This window comes from Dyadobacter luticola (assembly GCF_005860805.1).
Lineage (GTDB): Bacteria > Bacteroidota > Bacteroidia > Cytophagales > Spirosomataceae > Dyadobacter > Dyadobacter luticola.
Genome location: NZ_VCEJ01000002.1, coordinates 2,483,567 through 2,509,722 on the forward strand (window position 1 = coordinate 2,483,567; position 26,156 = coordinate 2,509,722).

15 protein-coding genes are annotated in these 26,156 nt (G+C 50.9%); 8 read left to right on the top strand and 7 right to left on the bottom strand.

All coding sequences use genetic code 11. From position 1 onward, the window contains the following. Positions 1-9: 9 nt before the first annotated feature. Positions 10-2,520 (bottom strand): PAS domain-containing sensor histidine kinase, encoded by a 2,511-nt coding sequence (locus FEN17_RS10375; protein WP_138365170.1) that lies wholly within the window; start codon positions 2,518-2,520, stop codon positions 10-12. A gap of 133 nt (positions 2,521-2,653) precedes the next feature. On the opposite strand from FEN17_RS10375, the gene FEN17_RS10380 reads away from it, so the two are divergent. Then, positions 2,654-3,223, top strand: coding sequence for a dihydrofolate reductase family protein (locus FEN17_RS10380; protein WP_138365171.1), 570 nt, complete (start codon positions 2,654-2,656; stop codon positions 3,221-3,223). Positions 3,224-3,246: 23 nt separating this feature from the next. On the opposite strand, the gene FEN17_RS10385 is transcribed toward FEN17_RS10380, so the two are convergent. Further along, positions 3,247-7,236, bottom strand: a complete 3,990-nt coding sequence (locus tag FEN17_RS10385; RefSeq protein ID WP_205748123.1) for a hybrid sensor histidine kinase/response regulator transcription factor — start codon at positions 7,234-7,236, stop codon at positions 3,247-3,249. A 246-nt stretch (positions 7,237-7,482) separates the two neighbouring features. Between FEN17_RS10385 and FEN17_RS10390 the strand changes: the two genes are divergently transcribed. Genes FEN17_RS10390 through FEN17_RS10400 form a run of 3 tightly spaced genes read left to right on the top strand, consistent with a single transcriptional unit; the run spans position 7,483 to position 15,279 of the window. After that, positions 7,483-10,497 carry a SusC/RagA family TonB-linked outer membrane protein gene (locus tag FEN17_RS10390; protein WP_229208762.1) on the top strand — a complete coding sequence of 1,005 codons (3,015 nt, stop codon included), beginning with the start codon at positions 7,483-7,485 and terminating at the stop codon, positions 10,495-10,497. Positions 10,498-10,521: 24 nt separating this feature from the next. Then, positions 10,522-12,249 carry a RagB/SusD family nutrient uptake outer membrane protein gene (locus tag FEN17_RS10395; RefSeq protein ID WP_138365172.1) on the top strand — a complete coding sequence of 576 codons (1,728 nt, stop codon included), beginning with the start codon at positions 10,522-10,524 and terminating at the stop codon, positions 12,247-12,249. A gap of 12 nt (positions 12,250-12,261) precedes the next feature. Continuing rightward, positions 12,262-15,279 (top strand): PA14 domain-containing protein, encoded by a 3,018-nt coding sequence (locus FEN17_RS10400; protein ID WP_138365173.1) that lies wholly within the window; start codon positions 12,262-12,264, stop codon positions 15,277-15,279. 28 nt (positions 15,280-15,307) lie between these two features. Here FEN17_RS10400 and FEN17_RS10405 read toward each other — a convergent pair whose 3' ends face one another. Beyond that, positions 15,308-16,276, bottom strand: coding sequence for a TIGR03885 family FMN-dependent LLM class oxidoreductase (locus tag FEN17_RS10405; protein ID WP_138365174.1), 969 nt, complete (start codon positions 16,274-16,276; stop codon positions 15,308-15,310). Between the two features lie 30 nt (positions 16,277-16,306). Next, positions 16,307-17,272: an MBL fold metallo-hydrolase gene (locus tag FEN17_RS10410; RefSeq protein WP_138365175.1), complete on the bottom strand. Its 966-nt coding sequence runs from the start codon at positions 17,270-17,272 to the stop codon at positions 16,307-16,309. A 154-nt stretch (positions 17,273-17,426) separates the two neighbouring features. On the opposite strand from FEN17_RS10410, the gene FEN17_RS10415 reads away from it, so the two are divergent. The 4 genes from FEN17_RS10415 (at position 17,427) to FEN17_RS10430 (ending at position 19,910) form a co-directional block, all read left to right on the top strand. Continuing rightward, positions 17,427-18,587 (top strand): zinc-dependent alcohol dehydrogenase, encoded by a 1,161-nt coding sequence (locus tag FEN17_RS10415; protein WP_138365176.1) that lies wholly within the window; start codon positions 17,427-17,429, stop codon positions 18,585-18,587. Positions 18,588-18,591: 4 nt separating this feature from the next. Then, positions 18,592-19,080 carry a hypothetical protein gene (locus tag FEN17_RS10420; RefSeq protein WP_138365177.1) on the top strand — a complete coding sequence of 163 codons (489 nt, stop codon included), beginning with the start codon at positions 18,592-18,594 and terminating at the stop codon, positions 19,078-19,080. A 27-nt stretch (positions 19,081-19,107) separates the two neighbouring features. Further along, positions 19,108-19,524 carry an SPW repeat domain-containing protein gene (locus FEN17_RS10425; protein WP_138365178.1) on the top strand — a complete coding sequence of 139 codons (417 nt, stop codon included), beginning with the start codon at positions 19,108-19,110 and terminating at the stop codon, positions 19,522-19,524. A 74-nt stretch (positions 19,525-19,598) separates the two neighbouring features. Next, entirely contained in the window at positions 19,599-19,910 is a 312-nt protein-coding gene (locus tag FEN17_RS10430) for a hypothetical protein (protein ID WP_138365179.1), read from the top strand. A gap of 67 nt (positions 19,911-19,977) precedes the next feature. Here the strand turns inward: FEN17_RS10430 and FEN17_RS10435 are convergent, their stop codons facing one another. From FEN17_RS10435 to FEN17_RS10445, 3 genes are read right to left on the bottom strand one after another with little or no spacing between them, the layout of a single operon-like run. Beyond that, on the bottom strand, positions 19,978-21,318 hold the full coding sequence (locus FEN17_RS10435) for an MFS transporter (RefSeq protein ID WP_138365180.1): 1,341 nt from the start codon (positions 21,316-21,318) through the stop codon (positions 19,978-19,980). 26 nt (positions 21,319-21,344) lie between these two features. Next, positions 21,345-22,772, bottom strand: a complete 1,428-nt coding sequence (locus tag FEN17_RS10440; protein WP_138365181.1) for a SusD/RagB family nutrient-binding outer membrane lipoprotein — start codon at positions 22,770-22,772, stop codon at positions 21,345-21,347. 54 nt (positions 22,773-22,826) lie between these two features. Continuing rightward, positions 22,827-26,120: a SusC/RagA family TonB-linked outer membrane protein gene (locus tag FEN17_RS10445; RefSeq protein WP_138365182.1), complete on the bottom strand. Its 3,294-nt coding sequence runs from the start codon at positions 26,118-26,120 to the stop codon at positions 22,827-22,829. Positions 26,121-26,156 lie beyond the last annotated feature (36 nt).

Consider the following 26,156-nt stretch of genomic DNA (forward strand, 5'->3'; position numbering starts at 1 on the left):
GAAAGCTGACTAAACAGGCAGATATACCCGGAATGTTGCGCCCATGCCCGGCTCGCTGTTGGCAGTGATTGCGCCGCCGTGATTTTGCACGACTCTTTCGCTAATCGCCAGCCCGATACCCGTACCGGCAAATTCGGTGCGGCCGTGGAGACGCTGGAAAAGCTGGAAAATGCGGTCCAGGTATTTCTCGTCAAAACCCACCCCATTATCGGTCACGGAAATGCAGTGATACATCATCGCCGACCGCGCTGGCCTGACGTGGGCAGGAAGTTCGCTCACATTCAGCGTATTATTTTTAATTTGGATTACAGGGGTTGCAGCATTCCCAGAGCCGTCCACCCGGCTGAATTTAAGTGCATTGGAAAGTAAATTCTGGAAAAGCTGGGTAAGCTGCGAAGCGTCACCGATTACACTCGGCAACGCGCCTATCTCGATCTTCGCATTGGTCTCCTGGATCGTCAGTTCCAGTGTGGTCAAGGCCAGGCTGACCACGTCTTGCAGCGGTATGGTATCGTGGATTTCGTGGTGGGTTGAAATCCGGGAAAAATTCAGCAAATCTTCGATCAATGCCGACATGCGACTGGCGGCGGCCTGCATCCGCTCGACGTAGGCATAACCATCGCCGATCGAGCCGCCGTAGCGCGCCAGCAGCAAGCTGCTGAACTGCTGGATTTTCCGGAGCGGCTCCTGCAAATCGTGGGACGCGACGTAGGCGAAAGTTTCGAGGTTACTGTTGGACCGGAGCAGGCTGTTGTTCACCTCCTCCATTCTTTCGTTTATCGCCATGTACTCGTCATTTCCCGCTTCGAGCTCTTCATTTTTCGCGGCAAGTTCCTCATTGATAGAGGCCAGCTCTTCGTTGGCGGCTTCCAGCTCCTGGGTACGCTGGTGCACGAGCTGCTCCAAATCCCATTGAATTTTCCGCTCCTGGGTCAGGTCGCGCATACTGCCTACCAGCTTGTCCGGATTGCCTTCCTTGTCGAAATACATTTTTGCCTGCGCCCGCACAATGCGCTGTCGACCAGTTTGTTGGGTGACGACGGTGTACTCTTCGTCCAGAAACCCGATTTCCGGGTCGGAAGCCTTTTGAACCGCCATTTTTAATCTCTCCCGATCATCTTCGTGGATCGGATTGTACAAATGTTCCCAGTCAATGAAATCTTCTTCAAACTCGAATAACTGCCTCAAACGCTCTGTGTAAACCGTGATACCGGTTTTCATATTGAGCTCCCAGATGCCCATATCCGCGATTTCGATGGCGCCCCGGAGCGTCGATTCCTTTTCTTCGAGTGCCCGCTGAGACAAAATCTGGGAAGTTACATCGATAGCAATGTCCAGGATCCCGTAAATTTCACCGGAAGTATTGCGGAGCGGCGTATATGAAATATTGTAATAGTTACTGTTCAAAACACCATCCTGGACAATTTTGACCAGAGAAGCGGGCGAAACGAAGGGGACGCCTGTCGTAAATACATCGTCCAGGATCTTTAAAAATGGCTGGCCTTCGCTCAGCAGTTCAGGCATTGCTTCCCGGAGCGGCAGTCCTTCCACGCCCGGTCCCTTGCCGACGATCTTTATAAATGTCTCGTTTGCACTTTCAATCACCAGGTCACGACCGATGAAAAGGCCGATCCCCGCCGGTGCCGCAGCAATCACACCACGCAGCTTTTCTTCGGTTTGTTCCAATTTTTTCCGGGCGATCACCTGCTCGGAAATGTCCGTCGCAGCCTGGATCACGCCCGTAATTTTGCCGCCTTCCCAGAGGGGCCTGTATGAAAGATTGTAGAAATAATCGCTGAATTTGTCGCCCCGGCTGTGGGTGACCATGATTTCCTTGCCCACATATTCGATCCCCTCAAAATACGCCCTCCGTACCTGCTGCCAGGCAAATTCCCCTTCCAGCTCGGGCATGAAAGACAAAAACGGCTGACCAATCACGTCCGCCCCGCGCCCGATCAGCTCCATCATCGGTGGGTTGATCTGGTCAACAATAAAATCGTCACCGCGCACGACCAGTACTGCGCCGGGAAGCTGGTCTACAATGCCACGAAACCGGGCTTCACTTTCAGCCAATGTCTGGCTTTTCTCAACTACCTGCTGCTGCGCCAGCACAGACTCCGAAACATCCTGCGCAACCCCGCCGAAGCGATAAACCTCTCCCGACTCGTTGAAATAAGCCCTCCCATGAAACCTGACCCAGCGCAAAATACCGTCGTCGACGCCGGAAACCCGCAAAGTTTCATCATACAAACCATTTGAGCCAGGCGTGCAGGCCGCTTCCACCGCTGCGCTGGCGCGGGTTATGTCATCAGGGTGAATGTGGGTAATTACTTCGCTATACGACAGCCTGTTGTCTGTCGACAAACCAAACAACTCGCGGCACCTGTCGTCCCAAAAAACTTCATTAGTAGCTCTATCAAGTTCCCAAACGCCGAGGCCCGCGGCTTGCAGGGCGAAATCAATGTCGAGTCGTTGGTGCAGGGTGCGTGCAAAATGTCTGGGTTGCTGATCGTGGTTCATGGGCTAAGTAGTCTTCCGGCAAGTTATTATTTTTTTAAAAATATCAACGGCGTCGGCGACATTCAGTAAATCCCACGCCAATTATCGTTTTTACACCAAAGTATTTTTCCCAAATCAAATAATTACATTCAAGATGAGAAAGTTGGTTTTGTTTTCGCACATTTCGCTGGATGGTTTTGCAGGAGATAAAAATGGCGGGCTCGCATTTTTATCGTACGATCATGAACTCCAACAATTTGCTGATGAACTGATTCAGACAGTGGGCACGCCGGTTTATGGGAAAAACACCTACAACTTGATGGCGGGCTACTGGCCTACCATGTTCGACAACCCGAATGCTTCCGAGCGTGAACTGGCACATGCAAAGTGGGTGCAGGAAGTCCCCAAAATCGTTTTTTCGACCACATTGCCCAGCGCAGACTGGGAAAACACAACGCTGATCCGGGACAACGTAACAGAAGAAATCAACAAACTCAAACAGCAGCCCGGCAAAGACCTGGTCATTTTCGGCAGCCCAGGCCTGGCCAAAAGCCTGATGAACCTGGGCCTGATCGATGAATACCAACTGACACTGCACCCGATCATTCTCGGGGAAGGAAACAGTTTGTTCGACGGCAATGTGCAATTAAGCAAGTTGAAATTGCTGGGCTCAAAAACGCTGGGCTCCGGCGTGGTAACATTGCACTACAGCGCGCGGGAGTGAGGTTTTTATAATGTAATGCCCTGTTAAAAGAAGTGCGGGGGCGGCGCATTTTTACTTCTGAGCTTATGCACATAGTTCGAGGGACTTTCGCCGAACTGCTTTTGAAAGTCGCGTGAAAAATTGGTCGGTACGCTATATCCGACCATATCGGCTACTTCGTTGATCTTGTACCGGTTTTCGGCCAGCAGCTCGGCGGCGCGTTTCAGGCGCGACAGGTTGATCAGCTCATTCGGGGTCATGTCCGAGATACCCTTGATCTTGCGGTACAAAGTGGGCCGGCTCATGTTCATCATCGACGAAAGCAGGTCCACATCCAGGTTACTGTCCGAAATGCGGCGGGAAATGATGTTGTTCAGCTTTTCGAGGAAATTTTTATCCGCTGTCGAAAATGCAATTCCTTTAATGTGCGTCAGGGGCGAGCGGGCGAAATATTCCTTGATAATGTTCCGGTTGTTGATCAGGTTGCTGATCTGCGCGGCTAGGTGATCCAGTGAAAACGGTTTTTCAATGTAGGCATCCGCGCCCACTTCCAGGCCTTCGATTTTGGAATTGATCGAATTTTTGGCAGTCAATAAAATGATCGGAATGTGGCTGAACTGCACGTCGTGCTTCATTTTCCGGCAAAGCTCGATCCCGTCCATCACCGGCATCATAATGTCGCTGATCACCAGCTGCACATTGTCCCGCTGCATGACTTCAATCGCCTGCTGCCCGTCCACAGCCCGCATGACGTGGTAAGTGGCACTCAGCTCGCGGCTCAGATAATTCAAAATTTCCACATTATCCTCCACGACCAGGATGACGGGTTTGGCCGGGTCCGCAGCCTGATTGGCCTCGTCATCGTCCAATAAATCTACCGGCTCCGCAACGGTTTCCCCCTTCAAATCCATCTCATAATCCTGGTGGATCGGCAGCGAAAGCAGGAAGGTATTCTGCTGGTTGTCCTGGCGTTTCAGTTCCAGTTTCCCTTTGTGCAGCTCCGCCAGCGACCGTGCCAGCGGCAGCCCGATGCCCGTCCCCTGCTGTTTCTGGCTTGATTCGCTCCGGAAAAATGGCTCAAAAATCTTCTCCCGGTTTTCGTTTTCAATCACAAAACCATCATTGCTGAACTCAATGTGAAACAGCAGGTCGTCACTGTTAAATGGCAAAAGCTTCACGCGCACCTGGTGATCCGCGTATTTCACGGCATTATTGATGAGGTTACTGATGATTTTTTTGCATGCCTCAATGTCGACGTAAGCCTGCAGACTGATCCTGGGAAGTTCTATGTGGTAAGCAATATTCTTCTGCTCAGCGGCCGGCCTGAACGTAGAGAAAACATCGCTCAGCAGCTCGTTAATGTCTGTTTTCGTAAAATTGAGGCTGAAATTGTTGGCCTCAGCTTTCCGGAAATCGAGCAGCTGGTTGGTCAGGTCAATGAGCCGGTTTGCATTTTTATCGATCATAGTCAGGTTTTCAAATGTTTCCGCATCGGCATGTCTGCCGGATAACAATTTATCGAGCGGCATTTTGATCAGCGTCAGCGAGGTCCGGATCTCGTGGGCGACGTTTGTAAAAAAATCGATCTTGGCATTGTAAATCTCGCGCTCCTTCCCGATCTCAATCGCCTCAATCTCACGCTTATTCTTCTCTGCCACAGCCAAATGATAGTAACGAAAAACGACGATCACAATACCACCGAAAATGAGACTGTACAGCAGGTAAGCCCAGCCGGTAGCCCACCAGGGCGGCAGAATGTCAATGTTCAGCCGTGTTTCCCGGTTGTTCCAAACCTGGTCGTTGTTAGAACCCCTAATCCTCAACACATATCGCCCCGGCGGTAGTTTTGAAAAAGTGATTTTTCTGTTGTCCTTTAAAGTAATCCATTGCGTGTCAAGACCTTGCAGCTGGTATTTGTAGCTGTTCATCTCCGGCATCACATAGCTTAGCGCCGCTACGTCAAAGCTGAGACTGGACCGGTCGTAAGGCAGCTTGATATAGTTGGTATAAACCGGGGAAGATGTGAGCGGCAATTTTTGATCGCCGATACGCAGCTCCTCATTATTCGCCTGGATACCTGTAATATAAACCGGCGGCACGTAAGCGTTTTTGACAAATAAGCTCGGTTTGAAGCTGATCAGACCGGCTACCGTCCCGAAAAACAGCGTCCCGTCGTCATCTTTAAAGGAAGAGTTGTAATTAAACTGCACGCCCGGCAAACCATTGGATTCATTATAATTCGTGAATCTGCCGGTCTTCGCATTCAACATGGCCAGCCCGCGCGAAGTGGAGATCCAGAAATTTCCAAGATCATCTTCCAGCACCCTGAAAACCTGGTTATCCGGCAGTCCGTTTTCAATGCGGTAGTTCTTAAATTTCTGATGGACCGGATCGTAGCGCGACAAACCCAGCTCGGTACAAAACCAGAGATTGCCATCTTTGCTCTGGTACACGCTGTTGATGTAGTTGTCCAGCAGGCCGTCGGTCTTGCCGGCTACGTATTTGATCCTCCCTTTTTTATTGGTTTTTGGATTAAAATAAAAAATCCCGCCGCCGTAACTCACCACCCAGAGCGTCCCCCGCTCATCTTCCAGAATGCCCTGGACTTGCGAATCCACAAATTCCATCCGCGTAAAATCGTCCGTTTTCCGGTTATATTTAAACAACCCCGACCAAGTCCCGACGAGTATTTCCGAAGCTTTGGTTTTGTATAAGGTTACCACAAAATTACTGCCGAAAGTATGGGGCATACTGGTGGTATAATGCCGCACGATCTTGCTGGTTTTCAGGTCCATCACGTCCAGCCCGTGCTCATAGGTCCCGATCCAGAGCTTATCGCCGTCGGCTACGAGGCCATGGAGATTGTGGTAAGCAATGCTGCCCGGTTTTCCGTCCGGCAAAAACGATTTGAATGTGCCGGTTTGGAGGTCCAGCTGGTTCAGGCCGGCGTCTTCGGTGCCAACCCAAAGTTTGCCGTACTGGTCTTTGGTGATTTCATGCACGAGGTTTCCGCTGATGCTGTTGCCCGGCTGCTGGAAGTACTTTTGAAAACGGTTGAATTCGGAGGAATAATAGTTAACGCCCCCGAACTGCGTGCTCACCCAGATCCCGCCTTCCCGGTCCTTGATGATCGCATTGACAATGTTGTCCGTGATCGAATAAGGGTTGTATTTCTCCTTCACGATCTGGTCCATTTTCTTCTTTTTCAAATCCAGGATAAACAGCCCCGACTCGGAGCCGAGCCAGTATTCGTCCGTGCCATTTTTGAAAAAAGTATGAAGGTAAACGTCTTTTTTCTGACCCGTTTGTTCGGAAATGTCGGTGATTTCGCCTGTTTTGAAGTTCAGCAAATGCACCTTTTTCATGTTGCCGATCAGCAGGGTTGAATCGGAAACCGTGTGCACCCGCATGTTGGAAAAAACTTCCTTCACCCGACCTGCGAGATTAAACTCCGCCACCTTCCCGGTCTGCGGATCGAAACGCCGGATCAACCCGTTACTGCTCGCTACCCACACTTGCCCGCTCGCCGAAATGTGGGTAGAAACGGTATTTTCAGCATGGGGAACCGCTGTGATCGTCCCTTTTTTTGAATCAAAACGGTAAAGCTGGTTGTCCGAAATAATCCAGATGCCACCCGATTTGTCACCCCTGACCGACCGTACTTCACCGGTGCGGATCAGTTTGAAAGGTTTGAACTGATCGGTGACCGGATCATAAATGTAGATGCCTTTGTGGGTGCCTACCCAGAGCTTTTCGTGCTGATCTTCATACAAAGCAAACACTGAGTTACTGCCCAGGCTCGTGGGATCATCTTGTCGGCTCCTGAAAATCTTGAAGGTGTTTCCATCAAAACGGTTGAGCCCGTTGCGGCTGGCGATCCAGATAAAGCCCTTTTTATCCTGTAAAATCTCACCGGTAGTATTGCCCGACAACCCGTCGGAGACCTGGTAACTTTTGAAATAGTAATTCCCGCGCTGGCCCAAACAGGCCAACCCGAAAAAGAGGCAGCAAATGGTTGTAAAGAGATTTTTCACACAAGCTTTTGAAGACCAGCCGCCATCACAGAGTTACCGGTTTTTTAACAGATTATAAATATATCCCTGCAAAATCATTGATAGTTTATAAGGCTGCATGTTGAGACAGTTTGATCTGAAATTGAGACGCGCAGATCATTCAATTAAATGGCAATCAATGAAATTCGCAACTCTTTAAATAAATCCAATTTATTAATCAGATAGTAACAGTACGGACCTAACTAATCCGGTTAAACAACAATTTTAATGGAAAATAATTTGTACAAACAGGCAAATGCTGCTGAAAAGCCGGCGCCGCGTCGCTGGTCTGCCAGTGCTGCGCTCGCAATGCTTCTCGGAATGCTGTTTGCGCTGTCGGGCATGGCCCAGGCTCAGACTGGCACTACGCTCACCGGTAAAATTTCTGACAAGCAAGGCGCGCTGCCGGGCGCTTCGGTGGTGGAAAAAGGCACTTCCAACGGAACTACGACGGATACCGACGGAAAATTTACGATCCAGCTTGCCGACGGTGCCAAAACGATCACGGTTTCCAGCGTGGGTTATGTGGCGCAGGATGTGGATGTGACCAACAAATCGAGCATTGAGGTTACTTTGGTGGAAGATCAGAAAACCCTGAATGAGGTGGTCGTGATTGGCTACGGCTCTCTGACCAAACGCGAAGTGTCCAGCGCAATTACCCACCTGGGTGCTTCTGACCTGCTGCGTGTGGGCAGTAACAACCCGCTGATGTCGATCCAGGGGAAAGTGGCAGGGCTTTCGATAACGAACACGTCCGCTGCCGACCCTAACTCTTCGCCTAACATTCAGCTGCGCGGCGCCTCTTCCCGGAGTGCCGGTTTGGGACCTTTGTATGTCATCAACGGCATTCCCGGTGGTAACATTGATAACATTAACCAGAACGAAATCGAATCCATCGACGTCCTGAAAGGCGGCGCGGCTTCAGCGATTTACGGAACACGCGGAAGTAACGGGGTGATCGTGATCACGACCAAAAAAGGATCGGAGCAGTCGCGCCTGTTCTATGACGGCTACACGACTTTTGACTACAAAACCAACCAGCTCGACGTACTTTCCAGGGACCAGTTCCTGCAAAACAAGCGCGGCGTGGACTTTGGCGGCAACACCGACTGGATGAAAGCGGTAAGCCGGACGCCCGCTTTTTCGCAAAAGCACACGTTGCAGTTTTCGGGCGGAAATGGCAAGACCAATTATTTCAGTTCCATCGATTTCCGGGATGCGAAAGGAATTGACTTGCGTGCCGGCAAGAAAGAATATGGCGGCCGGGTGAACATTAACCATACTACGGCCAACAATCTGTTTGCGCTGACATTCAGCGTGGCGCCGCGGTATGCCAAAACGAGCGAGGCGGATTACAGCGGTTTCAATTATGCACTGACCCTGAACCCGACGCTTTCCGTGCGGGATTCTACCGGCAAGTACGCTTACATTAACTCCGGATTTTTTGCCAATAACCCGGTAGAACAAGCCAAAAGCGTAATCCGCGGGGAAGAAATCAAATTCCTGGATGTGAACGGATCGGCCAAATGGAACATTCTCGAAAACCTGAACACAACCGTGACATTCGGTGAAGTAACCCGTTCGGCGCGGGCGCAGCGCTTTGTGCCCTCCAACATTACACCGGTTATCAACGGAAACGGACGGAACACGGCTTACCAGGCGCTGAATGAAAACGATCAGAAGAGCTTGGAGTGGCTGGGCAACTATTTCCTGGATGTAAACAAACATTCGATCAAGCTGCTGGCGGGTTATTCGTACCAGCTGTTTACCAGCTCCGGTTTCGATGCGAGCAACGAGAAATTTCCTTCTGACGTCCTCACTTACAACGGTTTAGGAACCGGATTATGGAACCTTGAAAAAGGCATCAACAATGTTGGTTCTTACAAAAACAGCTCGAAGCTGATCGCCTTCTTCGGACGGGTTAATTACGATTTTGACCAGAAATACTATTTCTCTGCCAGTCTCCGGAGAGAAGGTTCTTCCAAATTCGGCTACGACAACAAATGGGGATATTTCCCGGCCGCGTCGGTGGCATGGCGGGTAACGCAGGAAAGCTTCCTGAAAAATGTTCCCTGGCTGAACGAATTGAAAGTACGTGCGGATTACGGGCAGACGGGTAACCAGGATTTTGATCCTTATAAATCTTTGGATACCTATGGTGGCTACGGATATTATCCGTTTAACGGAAATTCCTACCAGGTTTGGGGGCCGAACCAGAACACGAATTATGACCTGCGCTGGGAAAAGGCGATCAACTTCAATGCCGGTTTGGATTTTGAGCTTTTCAGCAACAAAGTCTCAGGTAGCGTGAACTATTATGTACGCACCAACAAGGATTTGCTTGGAAGCTACAATGTATCCAACCCGCCGAACATTCAGGGACAGACCTTTGCGAATGTGGGTACCATGCGGAATACCGGGGTTGAATTACAGCTGAGTGCGACGGTGGTGAACAAAGGCGCTTTCAGCTACAACCTGGGCTTGACCGGTGCCTGGAACAACAACCAGTTTGTCTCCTTCTCTAATAATCTTTACCGGGGCCAGCCGTATGTTGATGTTGTGGGTATGCCCGCGCCGGGAAGTCCGGGAACACTTCAAAGGTTGCAGGAAGGCACACGGATCGGGAGCTTTTATGCTCTTAAATCGGCTGGTGTGAATGAAAGTGGCGCCCTGCTGGTCTACAAGAAAAACGGCGAGGTCGTACCAGCCAATGAAGCCAATAATGACGACAAGCAGTTTGTCGGCAATGGTCTTCCCAAGTTTACGATGGGTATGACGAATTCATTTAAATACAAAAACTGGGACCTGAGCGTATTCCTGCGCGGCACATTTGGCTACAAACTGTTCAATACCTACGCTTTTTACCTGGGCACACCAGCGGCGCAGGAAAATGCGAATGTGCTGACATCGGCGTATGACGGCGGAAAATATTCGAAGCTGACCAGCACAACCACGTATTCTTCCCTTTCGGATTACTTCCTCGAACCGGGCGGATTTTTGAAAGTGGACAATGTGACGCTGAGCTACACCCAGTCGCTGAAAACGAAATTCATGCAGTCGGTGCGCATTTATGCGACGACCAGAAACCTGGCAACCTTCACCAAATTCAAAGGCGGCGATCCCGACCTGATCAATGTGAACGGACTGTATCCGGGTGTTCGTACCAACAGCGACAACAATGGTACGCTGGATTACTATCCTTCCAGCACGCAGCTTCTGCTGGGATTGCAGCTCACTTTTTAATTCTGAAATTACTAATTGCCAAAAATGAAAAGGACCCAGATTTCAAAATATATCACAAGGTTTGCTGCCTGTGCACTGCTTTCGGTGACGGCGGGCTGCACCAACCTGGACGAGGTTTTATACGACCGGATCACCTCCGGAAACTTCCTGCAAACCCGCGACGACGTGACGCGCGACTTTCTGCGGGCATTTGAGCACAGCTACTGGAGTATCCAGGGCGGAAGCACATTTATGTTACAGGAAAACAGCTCCGACGAAATGATGACCGTCAACCGCCAGGGTGACTGGTTTGACGGCGGGCAGTACCAACGCGTGCATTACCACACATGGACACCCCAGGACAGCTACACCAGCGACGCCTGGAATGCCCTTTACGGCGGGGTAACATTGGCGACCAACTCGCTGGAAGATTTGCAGGGGATTACCGATCCTTCCAAATTCGAGATGTCGCGTGAGGAGCTCGACGGCATGATCGCCGAGCTGAAAGTACTGCGTGCCTGGCTGAACCTGCGTTTGCTGGATTTTTACCGCAACATTGTGATTGTGACCAAAGTAAAAGGCCAGACCGAAGGCGGCGCGCAAGCCACTCCGCAGGAAGCATTCAGCTTCATCGAGCAGGAATTGAAAGAAGCGCTGCCGAAACTTTCTACCAATACAACATTGGGGGATAATGCAGTGGGACGCTGGACCCAGGGCGGCGCGGCTGCCTTGCTGGTGCGCCTGTACCTGAATGCGAAAGTGTACACCGGAACAGACCGTTTTGCCGATTGCGCAACATTGGCGCAGGAAATCATCGACGGGAAATATGGTGCTTATGCACTGGAAAGCCGCTGGGATGCACCATTCGATTACACTAACCCGACTTCGAAGGAGACGATGTTTGGCTTTCCGGGCAGCTTTGCGCAAACGCACTGGCAATATGACGGCGGTATGTATTTCTGGATGCTGCCAAACATGGCGCCAAGCTATTTTGGATTCACGGATTTTGGTAATGCCAACCCGAAATACGCCATGCAGCCGGGCCGTGATGTGGATAGTGTGGAATACAACTTTGCCTTGGGCAAGCCTTTTATCAAATTCCAGAAATACAAGGATGATGTCCGTTTGAAAAAATACAAAAACCTGGGCGGCAGCAAGCGCGAAGGAATGTTCCTCTATGGCTATTTGCCTTACATTAACCCAGCTGGCAAAGTGGATTCGGTACGCGGTTTCAAAGGTCCTTATGCCTTATTCCTGCGTGACCAGGTTGGCCGGTTCCTAGATGCAAAACCGGGAACAAAGATTGCCGACAAGGTTTCGACCATGAACAATGCCGATAACAACTCGGGCCTTTACCCGGTGAAATACCCTTACTACCCAAGCGATGATCCGAACAAGATTTCCTCGGCTTACGCGGAAGTACGTTTTGCGGAAATTTTTTATGCTTTGGCCGAATGCCGGTACCGCGCCGGAAACAAAGCCGCGGCCGCAACATTGCTGAATGCAGTTCGTAAACGCAACTACCCAGCCGGCTCGGCGAGCTTATACAAAGCTGACGGCAGCCAGCTGACCGACCAGGAAATGCTGGACGAATGGATGCGGGAGTTCCTGGCGGAAGGCAGAAGAAGAACGGACCTCATCCGCTGGGGCGTGTTCAACTCCGGTACGTGGTGGGATAAAAAACCGGATGCGGACAACCACACCGAAATTTTCCCGATCGGCCAGAATGTATTGAATGCTTCACCACAATTGAAGCAAAATCCAGGTTACTAAAATTATTTTTAAATGAAATTTCACAAGCCCATGGCTGTGCTGGGTGCCGCAACATTGTTTGCGGTACTTGGCTCAGCCACAACTTTTATCAGCCCGAAAGCGGTAAGTCATCAAATTGCAGCGACGGCAGAACGTCCGCGCGAAGCCTGGGTGCTGCGGTCGGTGCTCGATGCCAAGCCCAGGATCCTGAGCATTGCCTTGAACGAAAACCTCTGGATCGCCTACAATACCAAGACGGCTTCCCTGTACAAAGCCTGGAACGGCCGGATCAATTTCGGGGGTCCGGTGTATACTTCTTCACACGGCCCGCAGCCTGTATCTCAGGGCATTACCTACATGCAGGAGCCTGACGAAAATCCGTGGCGGATCGAGGCGGACGGCCAGCAAGTGACGCCAGAAATCAGTTACAAAGGCCACAAGATCCTGGACAATCGGGTAACATTGAAATACGAGCTCGATTACCAGGGCAAGAAAATCGTGATCGAGGAGCAACCGGAGTTTTTTGATGCAGGAAATGGCAAGACTGGTTTTGAACGCATTTTTAATGTTTCCAATGTGCCTGCCGGAGCAGCCGTAGCCCTGAATGTGCATTTGAATTCCATGTTAGCTGAAAGTGATTTGAAAACTGACGGCAAGTTTTCGGTTACTTCACAAAAGGCGGAGACAATCGGAAATCAAACTTTTAAAGCGATTGATGGAAAGCTGGTCCTCAATAATGGTAAAACCAACTTCTCGGTAAACCTGACTAAAAAACCGGAGCAGGCACAGGCTGCGGCGCAGGAAAGCCGGGCGGATATGATCGCGGGACTGTTTGCAAAAAGCGACTGTAACACTTGTCATAATCAGGATGTCAAAACCGTGGGCCCGGCTTACAAGGCGATCGCGGAGCGCTACGAAAACAATGAGGAAAACAAAAACAAGCTGGTTGCCAAAGTGATCACCGGCGGCGCTGGCAACTGGGGCCAAATTGCGATGTCGCCACACCCGGATTTAAAGAAAGAGGATGCAGAAACGATGGTATCCTACATTCTGAACCTGGATGCGGAGAAGGAAAGGGCGCAGGCGGCCAGCAAGTTGATGCCCAAACCCGCCTACCCGATCGCGATCAAATCTTTAAACCTGGCGCAGGCGCCTCCCACAACGGGAAACTTAAGCGGCGAAAAGCCTGGTATTGCGATAAACATTTATCAGTTTGCCAGCGGCATCGGCAGTGTGCCCGAGATCAATGATGAAATGCTGCCGGTAAAATCGGGCTCCATCAACGCCCTGCACCTGGACGATCCGGACTTTGGTGATCTGAGAGACAATTTCGCAATTTTCGCCAGTGGGTATATCAACATTAAAAAGACAACCAACATTGTCTTCCGGCTGGTATGTGACGACGGCGGCAAGCTGTTTATCGATAACAAACTGGTGACCGATAATGGTGTAAACCACGGCCTGCAGCCTACCGACGGCGAGGTGATTTTGAAAGCGGGCAAGCATCCGTTCAGGGTGGAATACTACCAGGGTTCGTTTGGTAAAGGGCTTTCACTGCAATGGCGGCCTTATGGCAGCAAGGAATTTACGGTGGTGCCGCCGTCGGTTTTCACCTATAAAGGTGCCGACATTAAAAAGACGGGACAGACGCCGGTTGATGTAAAAAAAGACGAAGTTCCGGGTGACCAGTCGCCGCTGGTGGCGGTGCATCCGAGCTTTACACTGGCCCAGGCGCGGCCGGACAATTTTCAGCCGAGAGTAGGCGGCATGGATTTCCTCGCCGACGGCAGAATGGTGGTAAGTACCTGGGATTCATTGGGATCTGTGTACATTGTGGATGGCCGTAAAGCTGCGACACCCAATGATATTCTGGTGAAACGCATCGCGTACGGATTGGCCGAGCCGCTGGGTTTGAAGGTGGTGGACGATGAGATCTACATCATGCAAAAACAGGAACTGACCAAGCTGGTAGACCTGAATAAAGATGAAATCATCGACGAGTACCAGACCGTCTGCAACGGCTGGAAAGTGTCTGCCAACTTCCATGAATTTGCATTCGGGCTTGTGTACAAAGACGGCTATTTTTACGGGACACTGGCCACGGCGATCAACCCGGGTGGCGCGAGTACCAAGCCGCAGATACCCGACCGCGGAAAAGCGATTAAGATTTCTAAAAAAGACGGCTCATTTACATTTGTTGCCTCCGGTCTCCGGACGCCAAATGGTATAGGTCTGGGTGTCGACAATGAAATTTTCATCGCTGATAACCAGGGTGACTGGCTGCCTGCGAACAAGATCATTCATTTGCAGGAAGGCGCCTGGTACGGTTCACGTTCCGTGGATTTTGAAGGTACTGCCAACAAAAAAGAAGCGCCGCCAGTAGTGTGGCTGACCCAGGATGAGATCGGTAACTCGCCGAGCCAGCCAGCCAAGCTGAATGTTGGCCCTTACCAGAACCAGATGATCCACGGCGATGTGACGCATGGTGGTATCAAGCGTGTTTTTGCTGAAAAAGTCAATGGGGTGTACCAGGGCGCGGTGTTTCGGTTTACCCAGGGTTTGGAAGCCGGTGTGAACCGACTCGTGTGGGGCCCCGACGGTTCGCTATACATTGGCGGCGTGGGTTCTACCGGTAACTGGGGACATTCCGGCAAGTTGGGTTATGGACTGCAAAAGCTGACATTCAATGATAAAACCGCATTTGAAATGCTGGCTGTGCGCGCGAAATCCGACGGCGTTGAAATTGAATTTACCGAACCTTTAAAAGAAGGTACCGGTGAAACTGCTTCCGATTATGATATCCGTCAATGGTGGTTTAAACCCACCGGCGAATATGGCGGCCCGAAAATGGATCCTGAAAACTTGTCGGTAAAATCGGTAAAAGTTTCTTCCGATCGCAGGAAAGTAACCCTGCAACTCGCTGGTATGAAAGCGAAACACGTGGTTTACATTCATTTAAACAGAAAATCTGTCCTGAGCCAAACCGGTGCAAATCTTTGGAGTACCGAGGCCTGGTATAATATGAATGAGCTCCCGGCCGCCAGATTGTGAGGCTGTAAATAGAAAGTAATTCCCAGGCTTAAATACCAAACCTGGGAATTACTTTTTCTCCAAAAACCTCTATGAAATTAGTTTGGTTGAGGTTGACATTGTGGAGATAAAGCTGCGAAACGCCCGCCTCAACATCTGCCGACAACCATTCCAAATGTTGCTCCGCACTATCCGAAATCCGGACGGCCGTATGCATATCCTCAGGCCGCACCAGCGCTCCCGCGGCATCAAACCCGGCCGGTGACCGAATATCCGAGAGCAGCGACGAAGCGAAAACATTGTTCCGCCACTGCTGGTGAGCACCTTCCACAGCCTTTTCCATGGTTGTATCATAAGAGAGCTGTACTTTGAGATACACCGGTTTCCCCTCGCCGCCACCTTCCCTGAAAGCATCGACCATTTTTTTCAGCTCTTCCGGCGGTCGCGAGGTGGTGATCATCGAATCCGCCCAGCTGCCGACCCACCTAGCTGTTTTTTCTGTTAATGCAGCGCCAACCACTTCCGGCGTGTAGCCGGGCAATGTGTAAAGCTTGGCATCGTATACCTGCACCAGGCCATCGTGGGTGATGGTCTCGCCGGCCCAAAGCGCACGCATAATGTCCACACATTCTTTTAGCCGCTGGTTACGGTCGGCTTTTGACGGCCACTTTTCAGCGGTAATGTGTTCATTCAAAAACTGCCCGCTCCCCACCGCAATCCAGAAACGGCGGGGAAACATTTCGCAAAGGGTTGCCACGGCCTGTGCAATGATAGCGGGATGATAGCGCTGGCCCGGCGCATTGACGATGCCATAATGCAGGTCAGTGGCCTGCATAGCTGCCCCGAGCCAGCTCCACGCAAAGCCACTTTCCCCCTGCTCCTCTCCCCACGGATAAAAATGGTCTGAATTGAGCGCTGCGGAAAATCCCGCCTGCTGCGCCTGTTTTACATATTTTATTAATTCACTCGGCTTGAACTGCTCGTGTGATGCATGATAACCGATCTGGACTTTGCTCATTATTTTAAATTTGTGGATGGTATGTTTGGATTACCTGCTTGAAAGCAGCTTGCGCTTCCACGCCAGGTTGTTGCCGATGGCATAGCCCAGGCCGGCCAATGCTACCAGTCCGGCGCCGAGGGCAATCCGCTCGGGCATGCCGGGCGTTTTGGGTGGCAATGATACAATGCCGTACTCATTTGTGACGGCCGGCTCCGGTACGTAGCGTCCATGTGCCGGTATGCACATTTTGTCGAAATTGGCTGCCAGGCGCATCAGGTTTTGCTGCATTTCAGCGCCGCGCATGGGTTTGCCGTGGCCAGTTGCCACGATCTCCGGTTTCAGGCCGGCCAGCTGTTCAACCGAATGCCGGGCCTGCTCCCAGTTGCAGGTGAAGTACTTCGGCGGGCCGGAAAGCACTTTAATCTGCATCATGGTAGACAATGCAGACTCCTGCTTGGTGGTAACAAATGCATCTCCGACAATCAAAACCTTGTCTTTTTCGCGCCATAAACTAATGTGTCCGGGTGAATGTCCCGGGGTATGGATGTAATGCCACTCAGGAAGTATTGGTATTTCCAGACTGAAAGGCAAGGATTTCACGGTGCCGCTCAGGTCGAGTGGTTCATTGGGATAAAAATCGGCCAGCGCCGACATTAACCCGCCACCTACCGAAGAATCCGCAGGCGGGTATATTGACTTTCCGGTGAGATAAGGCAATTCCAGGTGATGGGCATAAACGGGCACATTCCAATCCTGCAAAAGATTTTCTAAAGAGGCGGTATGGTCAAAATGGCCATGGGTAAGTAAGATCCCCAGCGGCGGTGTGTCTTCCCCGAAGAGGTCGGCCGCAGCTACCTTTATTTTTTCATAAGCCGATTTCAGACCTGCATCCACCAACACCCAGCCTTCGCCGGTTGAAATAAAATATACATTGACAAAAATGTCTTTCAATCCCCAGACGCCATCGGCCACCGGGAAATAATTTTTCTGATTGCTTTCTCTCTGCTCTTCCATGGTTGCGGACAATTAGTAGTAAAAGTCCGGCGCACGTATAAAACTGTACCAGCAGGTTATCCGACCGGAAACACAGCCGACAGGCGCATTTGGTGTTGGAATAATTTTTTACAAAGCGCGGCCATTCTTTATTCAGCTTAAACAAACGAAAATTATGTTAGCAATGAATTACCGCGGCCCGTACAGAGTAAGGGCCGACAAAAACAAACCCCTTCCGCAAATCGAACATTCCGGTGATGCGATCGTCAAAGTGACGCGCTCCTGCATTTGCGGCTCCGACTTACACTTATACCATGGCATGGTACCCGACACCCGGATCGGTACTACTTTCGGTCATGAATTTATCGGGATCGTCGAAGAGATCGGGGAAGATGTGCGGAACCTGAAAGTGGGTGATACCGTGCTGGTCCCTTTTAATATCGCCTGCGGCAAATGTTCTTTCTGCGAGCAACAGCTCTTTGGTAACTGTCACGAATCCAACTCAGAAGCCACTGCGGTCGGCGGTATTTTCGGGTACTCCCACACGGCCGGTGGCTTCGACGGCGGCCAGGCGGAATACGTGCGGGTACCCTACGCGGACATTGGCCCGATGGTAATCCCGGATGACCTGGATCACGACAATGCGGTACTCCTGACCGACGTCGTGCCCACAGGATACCAGGCTGCCGAAATGGGGGGCATTAAACCCGGCGATACCGTGGTGGTATTTGGCGCCGGACCGGTGGGGATTATGGCGGCGAAGTCGGCCTGGCTTTTTGGCGCGGGGCGTGTGATCGTGATTGATCACCTGGAATACCGGCTGGAATTTGTCAAAAATTTTGCACAATGCGAGGTGTACAATTTCCGATCGCTGGAAGATCCGGTTTTATTTCTCAAAAAAACCACCGACTGGATGGGTGCGGATGTGTGCATTGACGCGGTGGGCTGCGAGGCTGCCGGCGATGCCATGCAAACCATTACGGGTAGAAAATTAATGTTACAGGCAGGTTCGGCTACGGCTTTGCACTGGGCGATCAACTCGGTTAAAAAAGGCGGAATCGTCTCTATTGTAGGCGTTTACGGCCCAACCGGCAACCTGATACCGATCGGAAATGTAGTGAACAAAGGCATCACGATCCGGGCCAACCAGGCTTCCGTGAAGAGGCTGTTGCCACGGTTGATCGAGCATATCCGGGAAGGCCGGATGGACCCGAAACAGATCATTACGCACCGTGTGCCGCTGGAAGAAGTGTCGGATGCCTACCATATTTTTTCTGCGAAACTCGACAATTGTATCAAACCCATCTTAATCACCCCCGCCGGGGCTAATTTATAAAATCATGAAAAAGATACTGGAAGATTACAGCCACATTCCCGGCTGGGGAATAGACGCCGACCCGCTCGACGTACCACAATACCCTATTAAAAGGAGAACAGAAAACGACAACAAAGGGATGATCTGGGAAAGACCTGCCCAGCAACCTGAAAGGGTGGAGATCCTGCATTCCAACGAGCGTCCCACGGTTTCGGCCGTTTTTGGTACGCCCAATCCACCTTCCGGCCTCAGTGGCGCTATCCGCCGCTTTGCATTCCGGTACAGCGAATCCATGATCCGGCACTGGCTTCTGCTGCTTGTCGCCGACCGTGTAAATATGATCGGAGGTATCCAGGACGATTTCAAAAAAGGACATGTCCCTGATATTTTCAGCGAGCTCGGCGGAAAGGCAGAGTTGAAATACAACAAAGTGGGCCTGGCCCGGAAAGTAGCGCTTGGTGCGGCTATCGCGCTGGTCGCGGTGGTTTGTATCAAAGGACGTCAGCGGGGCTAAATCCATTCATCACTAACCAAACTGATCATGAACATTATCAGCACCCGGGTGCACGCGAGAATCGATTATATCGCAGGCATTATTTTCATGGCTTCGCCCTGGATTTTCAATTTTAATGAATCGGTACCGGCCACCTGGACGCCCATCACGATCGGCTTTATGGCCTTAATGATGTCGCTTTTTACCAATTATGAAGGCGGCATGGTACGCAGCATCCCGATGAAAGCTCATCTAACGGTCGACATTATCTCAGGGGCATTCCTGGCGGCCTCACCCTGGCTGCTGGGGTTTTCGCAGGAAGTATTTCTGCCGCACCTGATCATGGGTTTGTTTGAAGTAACAGCTTCGTTGCTCACGGAAAAGCATGCTTCTTTTGAAAAAGTAACTGAAACGCCGGTTGATCCCCAAGCAGAGGGGGTCAATAAAACGGGGCCGAGGGTATGATCACATACCCCGGCACCCAGCCGGTGGTACGCATTTTTACTAACGCTTATTTCAAATCAAAGCAACAAACTACAATGGCTAATATCACAGAATTTCAGGAGTGGCTGGATATGGTAAGTGTGAAAACCGACGAGGAAGTATATAACCTCTACGATTCGGTTACCAATTTCGAACAGTCGGGCGCTTTTTACACACATAAAGAAGTAACCAACGACGGTTACCAGTACTTCATCAGCGCCGAGGGCGTCCTGGATAAATTATTCCTCGATTCTGATCAGACCAAGTTCGACTTTATCGAATACCTGGCCCAGAACTACACCGACGCCGAAGAAGGCGACGTGCAGAAATGGTATAACCTCAAAAAAGAGGTAGGCCGGGTAGATTAGTAGCGGAATTCGAGTTTCATGTTATTTGTAATAGTCCCGTCACTACCGTGACGGGATTTTATGCCAATCACACACCTACCCCACTCGGCAAAATTGATTCGTCCAGTTCTTCGAATGTTGCGATTTTGCTTGTTAATCTTTGGACGTCAATAAAATACATGATCAGCCATCCGAGGGTGAGCAGGATGATAAACAGGAAAAATGTGATGTCCCAGCTGAAATTTTCCTTCATCGGACCTATTAATGTTGCGCCGGCCATGGAGCCGAGCGAGCCGAGAGTCATATAAAAAGTAAACTGGCTGGCGGATACTTTTTTGGAACAACACTGCATTGCGATGGCGTACACCCCGATTTTGGCAAATGCATTCAGCCAGCGGTAGGCAATGATAAATCCGTAAAGGAATGTACTGTTCGCCCACAGGTTTTTCGATAAAATCAATACACTCGTAATCAGCATGATTAGGAAAAAGTACAGGCCGACCATGCGCTTTTTTCCAAACTTTTCGATCAGATAGCCCCCGATCAGCAAACCAGCAATGCCGCCGGTCAAGTCAGCTGTGGCAAATGCCTGCGAATACCATGTGTTGGTCAAACCGGTGATTTTCACGGCAAACAGCGGCAGCAAGGTTTCGAAATAATTATAGGCGCCCATGGAAACAAACATCAGCGCCGCTACGAGTATAGAATCCCGGAGCCGGAAGAGGCTGTAAAGGGATTTCAGGATGGTCGACCAATCGGTTACCTGCATGGTCCGGGTTTTCATCGAAGCATTTCCGGCAGTCCAGGGCAGCAGTTTCTCTTCCGGTTGTTCCCTAAGCAAAATCGGTACGATTGTCATCAAGCCTATCATGGCTGAAATCACCAGAATCGACGTCGTAAAACCGTGCACATTCAATATCCAGCTCCCGACTGCGAGCGCCAGTGAGCTTCCGATCATCCTCGCCCCACCCATAAAACCGTTGGCCCGCGCCTGCTGGTGATCTTCCAGCACATCCACGGCCATGCCATCGGTGGCGGCATCCTGCAAGGCGCCGCAAAATGATGCCAGGAAAGCGGCTATATTCAGCAAATCCAGGTTTGAAAGCGGATCGGGCACGAGGGACAATGCTAAAAAACTGGCCGTCAGGCCCAGCTGCGCACCAATCACCCATGGCCTTTTTCTGCCCATCGGCAAATAAGCGTATCGGTCCATGAGTGGCGCGGCCACAAATTTGAATGTCCACGGCAGCGAGCAGGCTATGGCAAACGCACCAATTTCGGTTGGTGTTTTGCCCTGCATCGCCAGCCAGGCCGGAATGCCCACAAAGAGCATACCCATGTGCAGGCCTTCCGCAAAATACAGTGCGATAAAGTTGGCGTACCGCAGGTTTGTATTTTCAGCCAGTGCAGGAATTCGGGATTTGCTCATAGCATATGAATCGATGGACGCCTCATTTAAAATAAAGATACATTCGTAAACTGGTCCGGCAGCGGCGCAGGCACATTTGGGTTCGTCGAAATTTCATTTTGGGGATAAATAAAACGCTGCGGCCTGCGACTCCCAACGTAAAGCGGGATCGGCAGCTGTACTACCGGGACCGCTTTTGCCAGGCGACGATAATCATTGAATGCTTCATACTGCATCAGAAAAATGATGTAGCGCTGGGCGATGATTTCGTAGAGCATCGCCTGCTGGACAGTGGAAGCCTTCGTAGGGTTTGCGAGTCCGGTTGCTGAAAAGTCAGCCAAAGTATATGGTTCGTATTTCCGGCCGGCTGTGGACAGTGTGGCTCCGTTCAGGTAACCTCCCGAAAGTCCCGCCCTAACCGCGTTTAATGCCACCAGCGCTTCATTTGGCACATTTTTGCGTGCCTGTGCCTCGGCGATGATCAGCGCATTTTCGTAATAAGTTAGGATCGGATGTGACGAGTTGGCCATGAATGCTCCGTCGGTGGTATTAGGGTCGAGGCTGCCAGGCGCAACAATTCCAGTTTTGAAATAATGATTATACAGCGCGGTTTCGTCGGTTTTACTATTGGCAGAGCCGATGCGCGATTGCATGAGTTTGGGCAGATAGGCGCCGTCAAAGCCAGTATCCCCTGCCCGGTTTACGCGGAAAAAATCGTAATTCTGGTTTTGATCAACCGCGAGACTGGTGCCGTGCGGGATCAGCATGTCGCCGGACTGACTTTGGATCCCTTTGGCTGCGCTGGCGATCGCATTGCTATAATCAGCCGTATGCAGGTATAACCTCGCTTTTAATGTATTGGCGGCTGCTTTCCATTTGGCAACGTCACCTTTGTACAAAAAATCCTGCTGCGCAAATGCCAGTCCTACCGGTGCGGAAAGGTTCTGGATCGCATTGTCCAGCGTGAGTTGCAGCGCCTGGTACACATCGGCTTGTTTGTCGAAAACCGGCGTCGGATAGGTATTTTCGTCAAATGCCTGGCTGTAAGGCACATCACCGTACAGCGCAGTGGCCTTTGCAATCACCAATGCTTCCAGCACCTGCCCTACCCCTTTGGTCCATTTGTCGCCCACGGCATCTGCTTTTACCTGAATTAGCCTTGCCTGGCTGGCGACTGGATACAGGATATTCCAGCTGAAACTTTGGGATGAAACAATGTACTGACCAAAACCCTGGTGTGCCCGCGACAGCCCGGCCAGCTCGCCCGCCCACATGGATGCAATGCGGACGTCGGTATCTTCATGCAGCATGGATACGCCCAGCATCGTACCCGCCAGCAGCGTTTGCACCGTCACATCCGTCACCGCATTGGGATTATTCTGAATGTCGGGCTGGTCGAAACTCTGCTCGCAGCTTGTGAGAAATTGCAGTATCAGCAGCAGAATCCCTGTTTTTATTATAAATATCTTTTTCATGTTTATGTTTTAAATGTCTGTCTCAGCGTGTCTTTTTAAGTCTGGCAAAAACTGTTAGTACATCACCCGCACACTGAAAAGGATCGACTTTGTATTTGGATTTGTAAACCAATCCTGCCCCCGCGACAAGCCTGCACCTGAAATATTGACCTCCGGATCGGTGCCGGTGTATTTGGTCCAGAGTACCAGATTGCGCCCGGTAATGCTGAAATCAACATTGGATAGATGTGTAAAGCGGCGGAATGCGGCACTCTTCAAACTATATGAAAGTGTGATTTCCCGCAACCGCGTGGCGCTCGCATCCTCCACAAACTGCTTGTAGGAAGCGGAAGTAGAAGCTGTCCCGCGGCCCTGCCACCAGGCCTGGTTAATCGCCACAGGCCCGGCGCCGAAATCTTTGATTTGTCCCTGAAAAGCAGTCCCTTCCGGAATCACATTGCCATTTACATCTTTCAATCCGCCGGCAGGCGCTACCACGGTATGTCCCTGGTCAGCGTGCGTGCCGAAATTGTACAGTGAACCACGCGTTCCGTTGAAGAAATCGTTTCCGGCAATGCGGTCAAACAAGACAAAAAGCGACAAGTTTTTGAAAGAAAACGTACTTCCCAGTCCGCCCCGCCATTTGGGATTGGGGTTGCCGATAATCTCATTCTGCGTGCCGCCCTGCGGAAAACCATTGGCGTCCAGGGCGTAATTTCCTGACTCATTTTTCAGGAAATCAGTGGAATAAAAAATCCCAAAAGACTGACCAGGGATCAGCGAAGAATTCTGCATATAACTATCCGGCAAAATATAAACCGAAGCGCCTGCCAGCGAAACCACATTGCTGCGGTTTAATGAAAAGTTGGCGGACAAATTCCACTTGAAATCCCCTTTGGCAAATACCTCTGCGGCGGCGTCGAGTTCGAGCCCTTTGTTCGAAAGCTCGGCCGCGTTTACATTGCGGATCGTGTAGCCGGTCGCGCTTGGTACATTCAATGCGAGGATGACATCTTTGGTGTGGTTGCTGTAAGCTGTGGCCGAAAAGGTGATTTTATCATTTAAAAAGCGAAGATCCACGCCGATCTCAGATTCCGTCTTGCGCTCGGGACGCAGGTAATCATTGCCCGCCGTGGTGCTGCGTACATACCCGCCGCCATATAATGCGCTGGCCGAGTTCAGCCCACGTGTGAAAGCGTCGCTGTAAGACGCCGGGGCAAATGTTGTAAAGTTCTGGTAGGGCTGCGGCTGGATACCGACTTGCCCCCAGGTAAGGCGTAATTTACCAAAACTTAGAATGTCATTTTTTGCCAGCATATCCAGTTTCGAGAACTGCCAGGCCAATGCGGCGGAAGGGAAAAAGAACGTGTTTTTGGTTTTAGAGCCAAAAGTGGATGCACTTTCGCTCCGGCCCGTCAAGGTCAGGAAAAACATGTCGTAAGCCTGTAACTCGGCCTGCGCATAATAGGCGTAGGTCCGGATCAGCGAGTTGTAATTGTTGGCCGTGAGATTGGTATTCTGCGCATTGGTCAAAATATCAGGCGCGGTGGGCACGATCAGGTTGCTGATAGCGCCGGAAAGTGTGGCCCGCCGGCGGCTGTTGTAATTTACACCTACGAGCAGCGACCCGCTGAAATTGTTATTGAATGTGGTATTGGCGTTGGCGAACACGTCCGTATTAAACTGTCTTTCCGAAACCCAGTTTTTGGATAAAAAACCATTCGCGTAAAGCGCGGAATTCCTTGCAAAACGCTCCAAACGGTTATCGGTAAAATTATCTACGCCTGTGCGGCCGGTAATGTTCAGCCACGAGACCGGCGAAAGATCCAGTTGCAGCGTGCCGATCAGCCGGTCTACATCGCTGGTGTTTTTGTTGTTTCCAATGTTCCAGAGCGGGTTTGAATAAATGGTGCTCAGATCCTTCCCCAGCGGATTTCGGTAAGAAACGTGGGCATCGTTAAAAACCTGTCCGGCCGGATTGGTGAAGGTTCCGGTGGATTGATTATTGTCAAAATCAGGCGGCGTACGCAAACTTCCCAGCATGATCCCGTCCACATTATCTCCCTCCTGCACCCGCGACGACTGCACTTTGGTATAACCCACATTAGCGGATGCCCGCAGCCAGGGTGTAAGCTGACTTCCTGCATTTACCCGCGCCGTATTCCTTTTATAATTGCTGAAAGCTTTGATCACGCCATCCTGATTTAAATTAGAATAGCTGACCATGAAATTGGACTTATTATCTCCGCCACTGATATTGAGACTATTATCAGTGAAGTGACCTGTTTGAAATACGTCCTTGGTGTGATCATACGTACTTTGGTCATTCTTGCCGCCGTGCGGATTTGCTGACGTACCCGGCGCTATCGCATAGCGGCTTGTACCATCCGGAAAAACTACCACACCCTGATAACCGGCCGATGACGGGTCATTAATATACGTATCCTGTCCGCCCGACCTGTCCGAGATCAGATCGCCGAAACTGTTTCGGTTGCCCTGCTGGTAAAGTCCGCCCGAACCCTGCCCGTACGTGCGCTGCAATGCAGGCATTTTGTTGACGCGGTCAAAAGATACCGTCGATTTGAAGGTAATATTGACTTTTCCATTCGTATTCTGACCTTTTTTGGTGGTGATCACAATCACACCGTTGGCGGCGCGGGTACCCCATAAAGCGGCCGCGGAAGCACCTTTCAGAACTTCCATCCGCTCAATATCCTCGGGATTAATGTCGTTGATCCGCGACTGCTGGATAATTCCATTGTTGGCAGCTGTTCCGGCATTGTCGCTGGCATTGCTCACGGGCACGCCATCTACAATAAAAAGGGGCTGGGCATTACCGTTGATCGTATTTTGGCCGCGTATCTGAATGTACGCGCCTGCACCAGGGTCGCCGCCGTTACGGGTGATGAGTACGCCGGAAGCTTTTCCGCTGAGTCCGGTAAGCAGGCTGGTTTCGCCGCTCCGGGCGACGGCCCTGCCTTCCAGCGTGGAAACCGACGAGGCGAATTTATCACGCTCGCCTTTCAAGCCCAGGGCTGTGATAATTACTTCATTTAGTTCTTCGGAATTGGCAGTAAGTGAAACATTGATCTCATTCCTTCCTGCAATCAGCTCTTCCCTAGTTTGCATGCCGATAGCCGAAATAATCAGCGTGGTGGCTGAGGCCGGAACATTGATTTTGAATGCACCATTTGTATCGGAAATCGTGCCGATGCTGGTTCCTTTTACCTGGATAGTCGCTCCGGGGAAAGCTTCACCGGATTCGCCTGTTCGCACAAAGCCACTGATTTGTGGACCTTGCTGCGCGTAGAGAGAGAAAACATTGATATTACATAATAAGAAAGCAAAGGATAAAAATTTAAATACCATAAGCAGATTTAAAGTTTGTTGAAGAAATTGGCATTA

What these genes read in the sequence shown, in the direction of transcription:
- FEN17_RS10405 (WP_138365174.1), bottom strand. Translation starts at nt 16,276, where the DNA reads ATGAGCAAAGTCCAGATCGGTTATCATGCATCACACGAGCAGTTCAAG.
- FEN17_RS10375 (WP_138365170.1), bottom strand. Translation starts at nt 2,520, where the DNA reads ATGAACCACGATCAGCAACCCAGACATTTTGCACGCACCCTGCACCAA.
- FEN17_RS10440 (WP_138365181.1), bottom strand. Translation starts at nt 22,772, where the DNA reads ATGAAAAAGATATTTATAATAAAAACAGGGATTCTGCTGCTGATACTG.
- FEN17_RS10415 (WP_138365176.1), top strand. Translation starts at nt 17,427, where the DNA reads ATGTTAGCAATGAATTACCGCGGCCCGTACAGAGTAAGGGCCGACAAA.
- FEN17_RS10400 (WP_138365173.1), top strand. Translation starts at nt 12,262, where the DNA reads ATGAAATTTCACAAGCCCATGGCTGTGCTGGGTGCCGCAACATTGTTT.
- FEN17_RS10430 (WP_138365179.1), top strand. Translation starts at nt 19,599, where the DNA reads ATGGCTAATATCACAGAATTTCAGGAGTGGCTGGATATGGTAAGTGTG.
- FEN17_RS10395 (WP_138365172.1), top strand. Translation starts at nt 10,522, where the DNA reads ATGAAAAGGACCCAGATTTCAAAATATATCACAAGGTTTGCTGCCTGT.
- FEN17_RS10410 (WP_138365175.1), bottom strand. Translation starts at nt 17,272, where the DNA reads ATGGAAGAGCAGAGAGAAAGCAATCAGAAAAATTATTTCCCGGTGGCC.
- FEN17_RS10390 (WP_229208762.1), top strand. Translation starts at nt 7,483, where the DNA reads ATGGAAAATAATTTGTACAAACAGGCAAATGCTGCTGAAAAGCCGGCG.
- FEN17_RS10435 (WP_138365180.1), bottom strand. Translation starts at nt 21,318, where the DNA reads ATGAGCAAATCCCGAATTCCTGCACTGGCTGAAAATACAAACCTGCGG.
- FEN17_RS10420 (WP_138365177.1), top strand. Translation starts at nt 18,592, where the DNA reads ATGAAAAAGATACTGGAAGATTACAGCCACATTCCCGGCTGGGGAATA.
- FEN17_RS10380 (WP_138365171.1), top strand. Translation starts at nt 2,654, where the DNA reads ATGAGAAAGTTGGTTTTGTTTTCGCACATTTCGCTGGATGGTTTTGCA.
- FEN17_RS10425 (WP_138365178.1), top strand. Translation starts at nt 19,108, where the DNA reads ATGAACATTATCAGCACCCGGGTGCACGCGAGAATCGATTATATCGCA.
- FEN17_RS10445 (WP_138365182.1), bottom strand. Translation starts at nt 26,120, where the DNA reads ATGGTATTTAAATTTTTATCCTTTGCTTTCTTATTATGTAATATCAAT.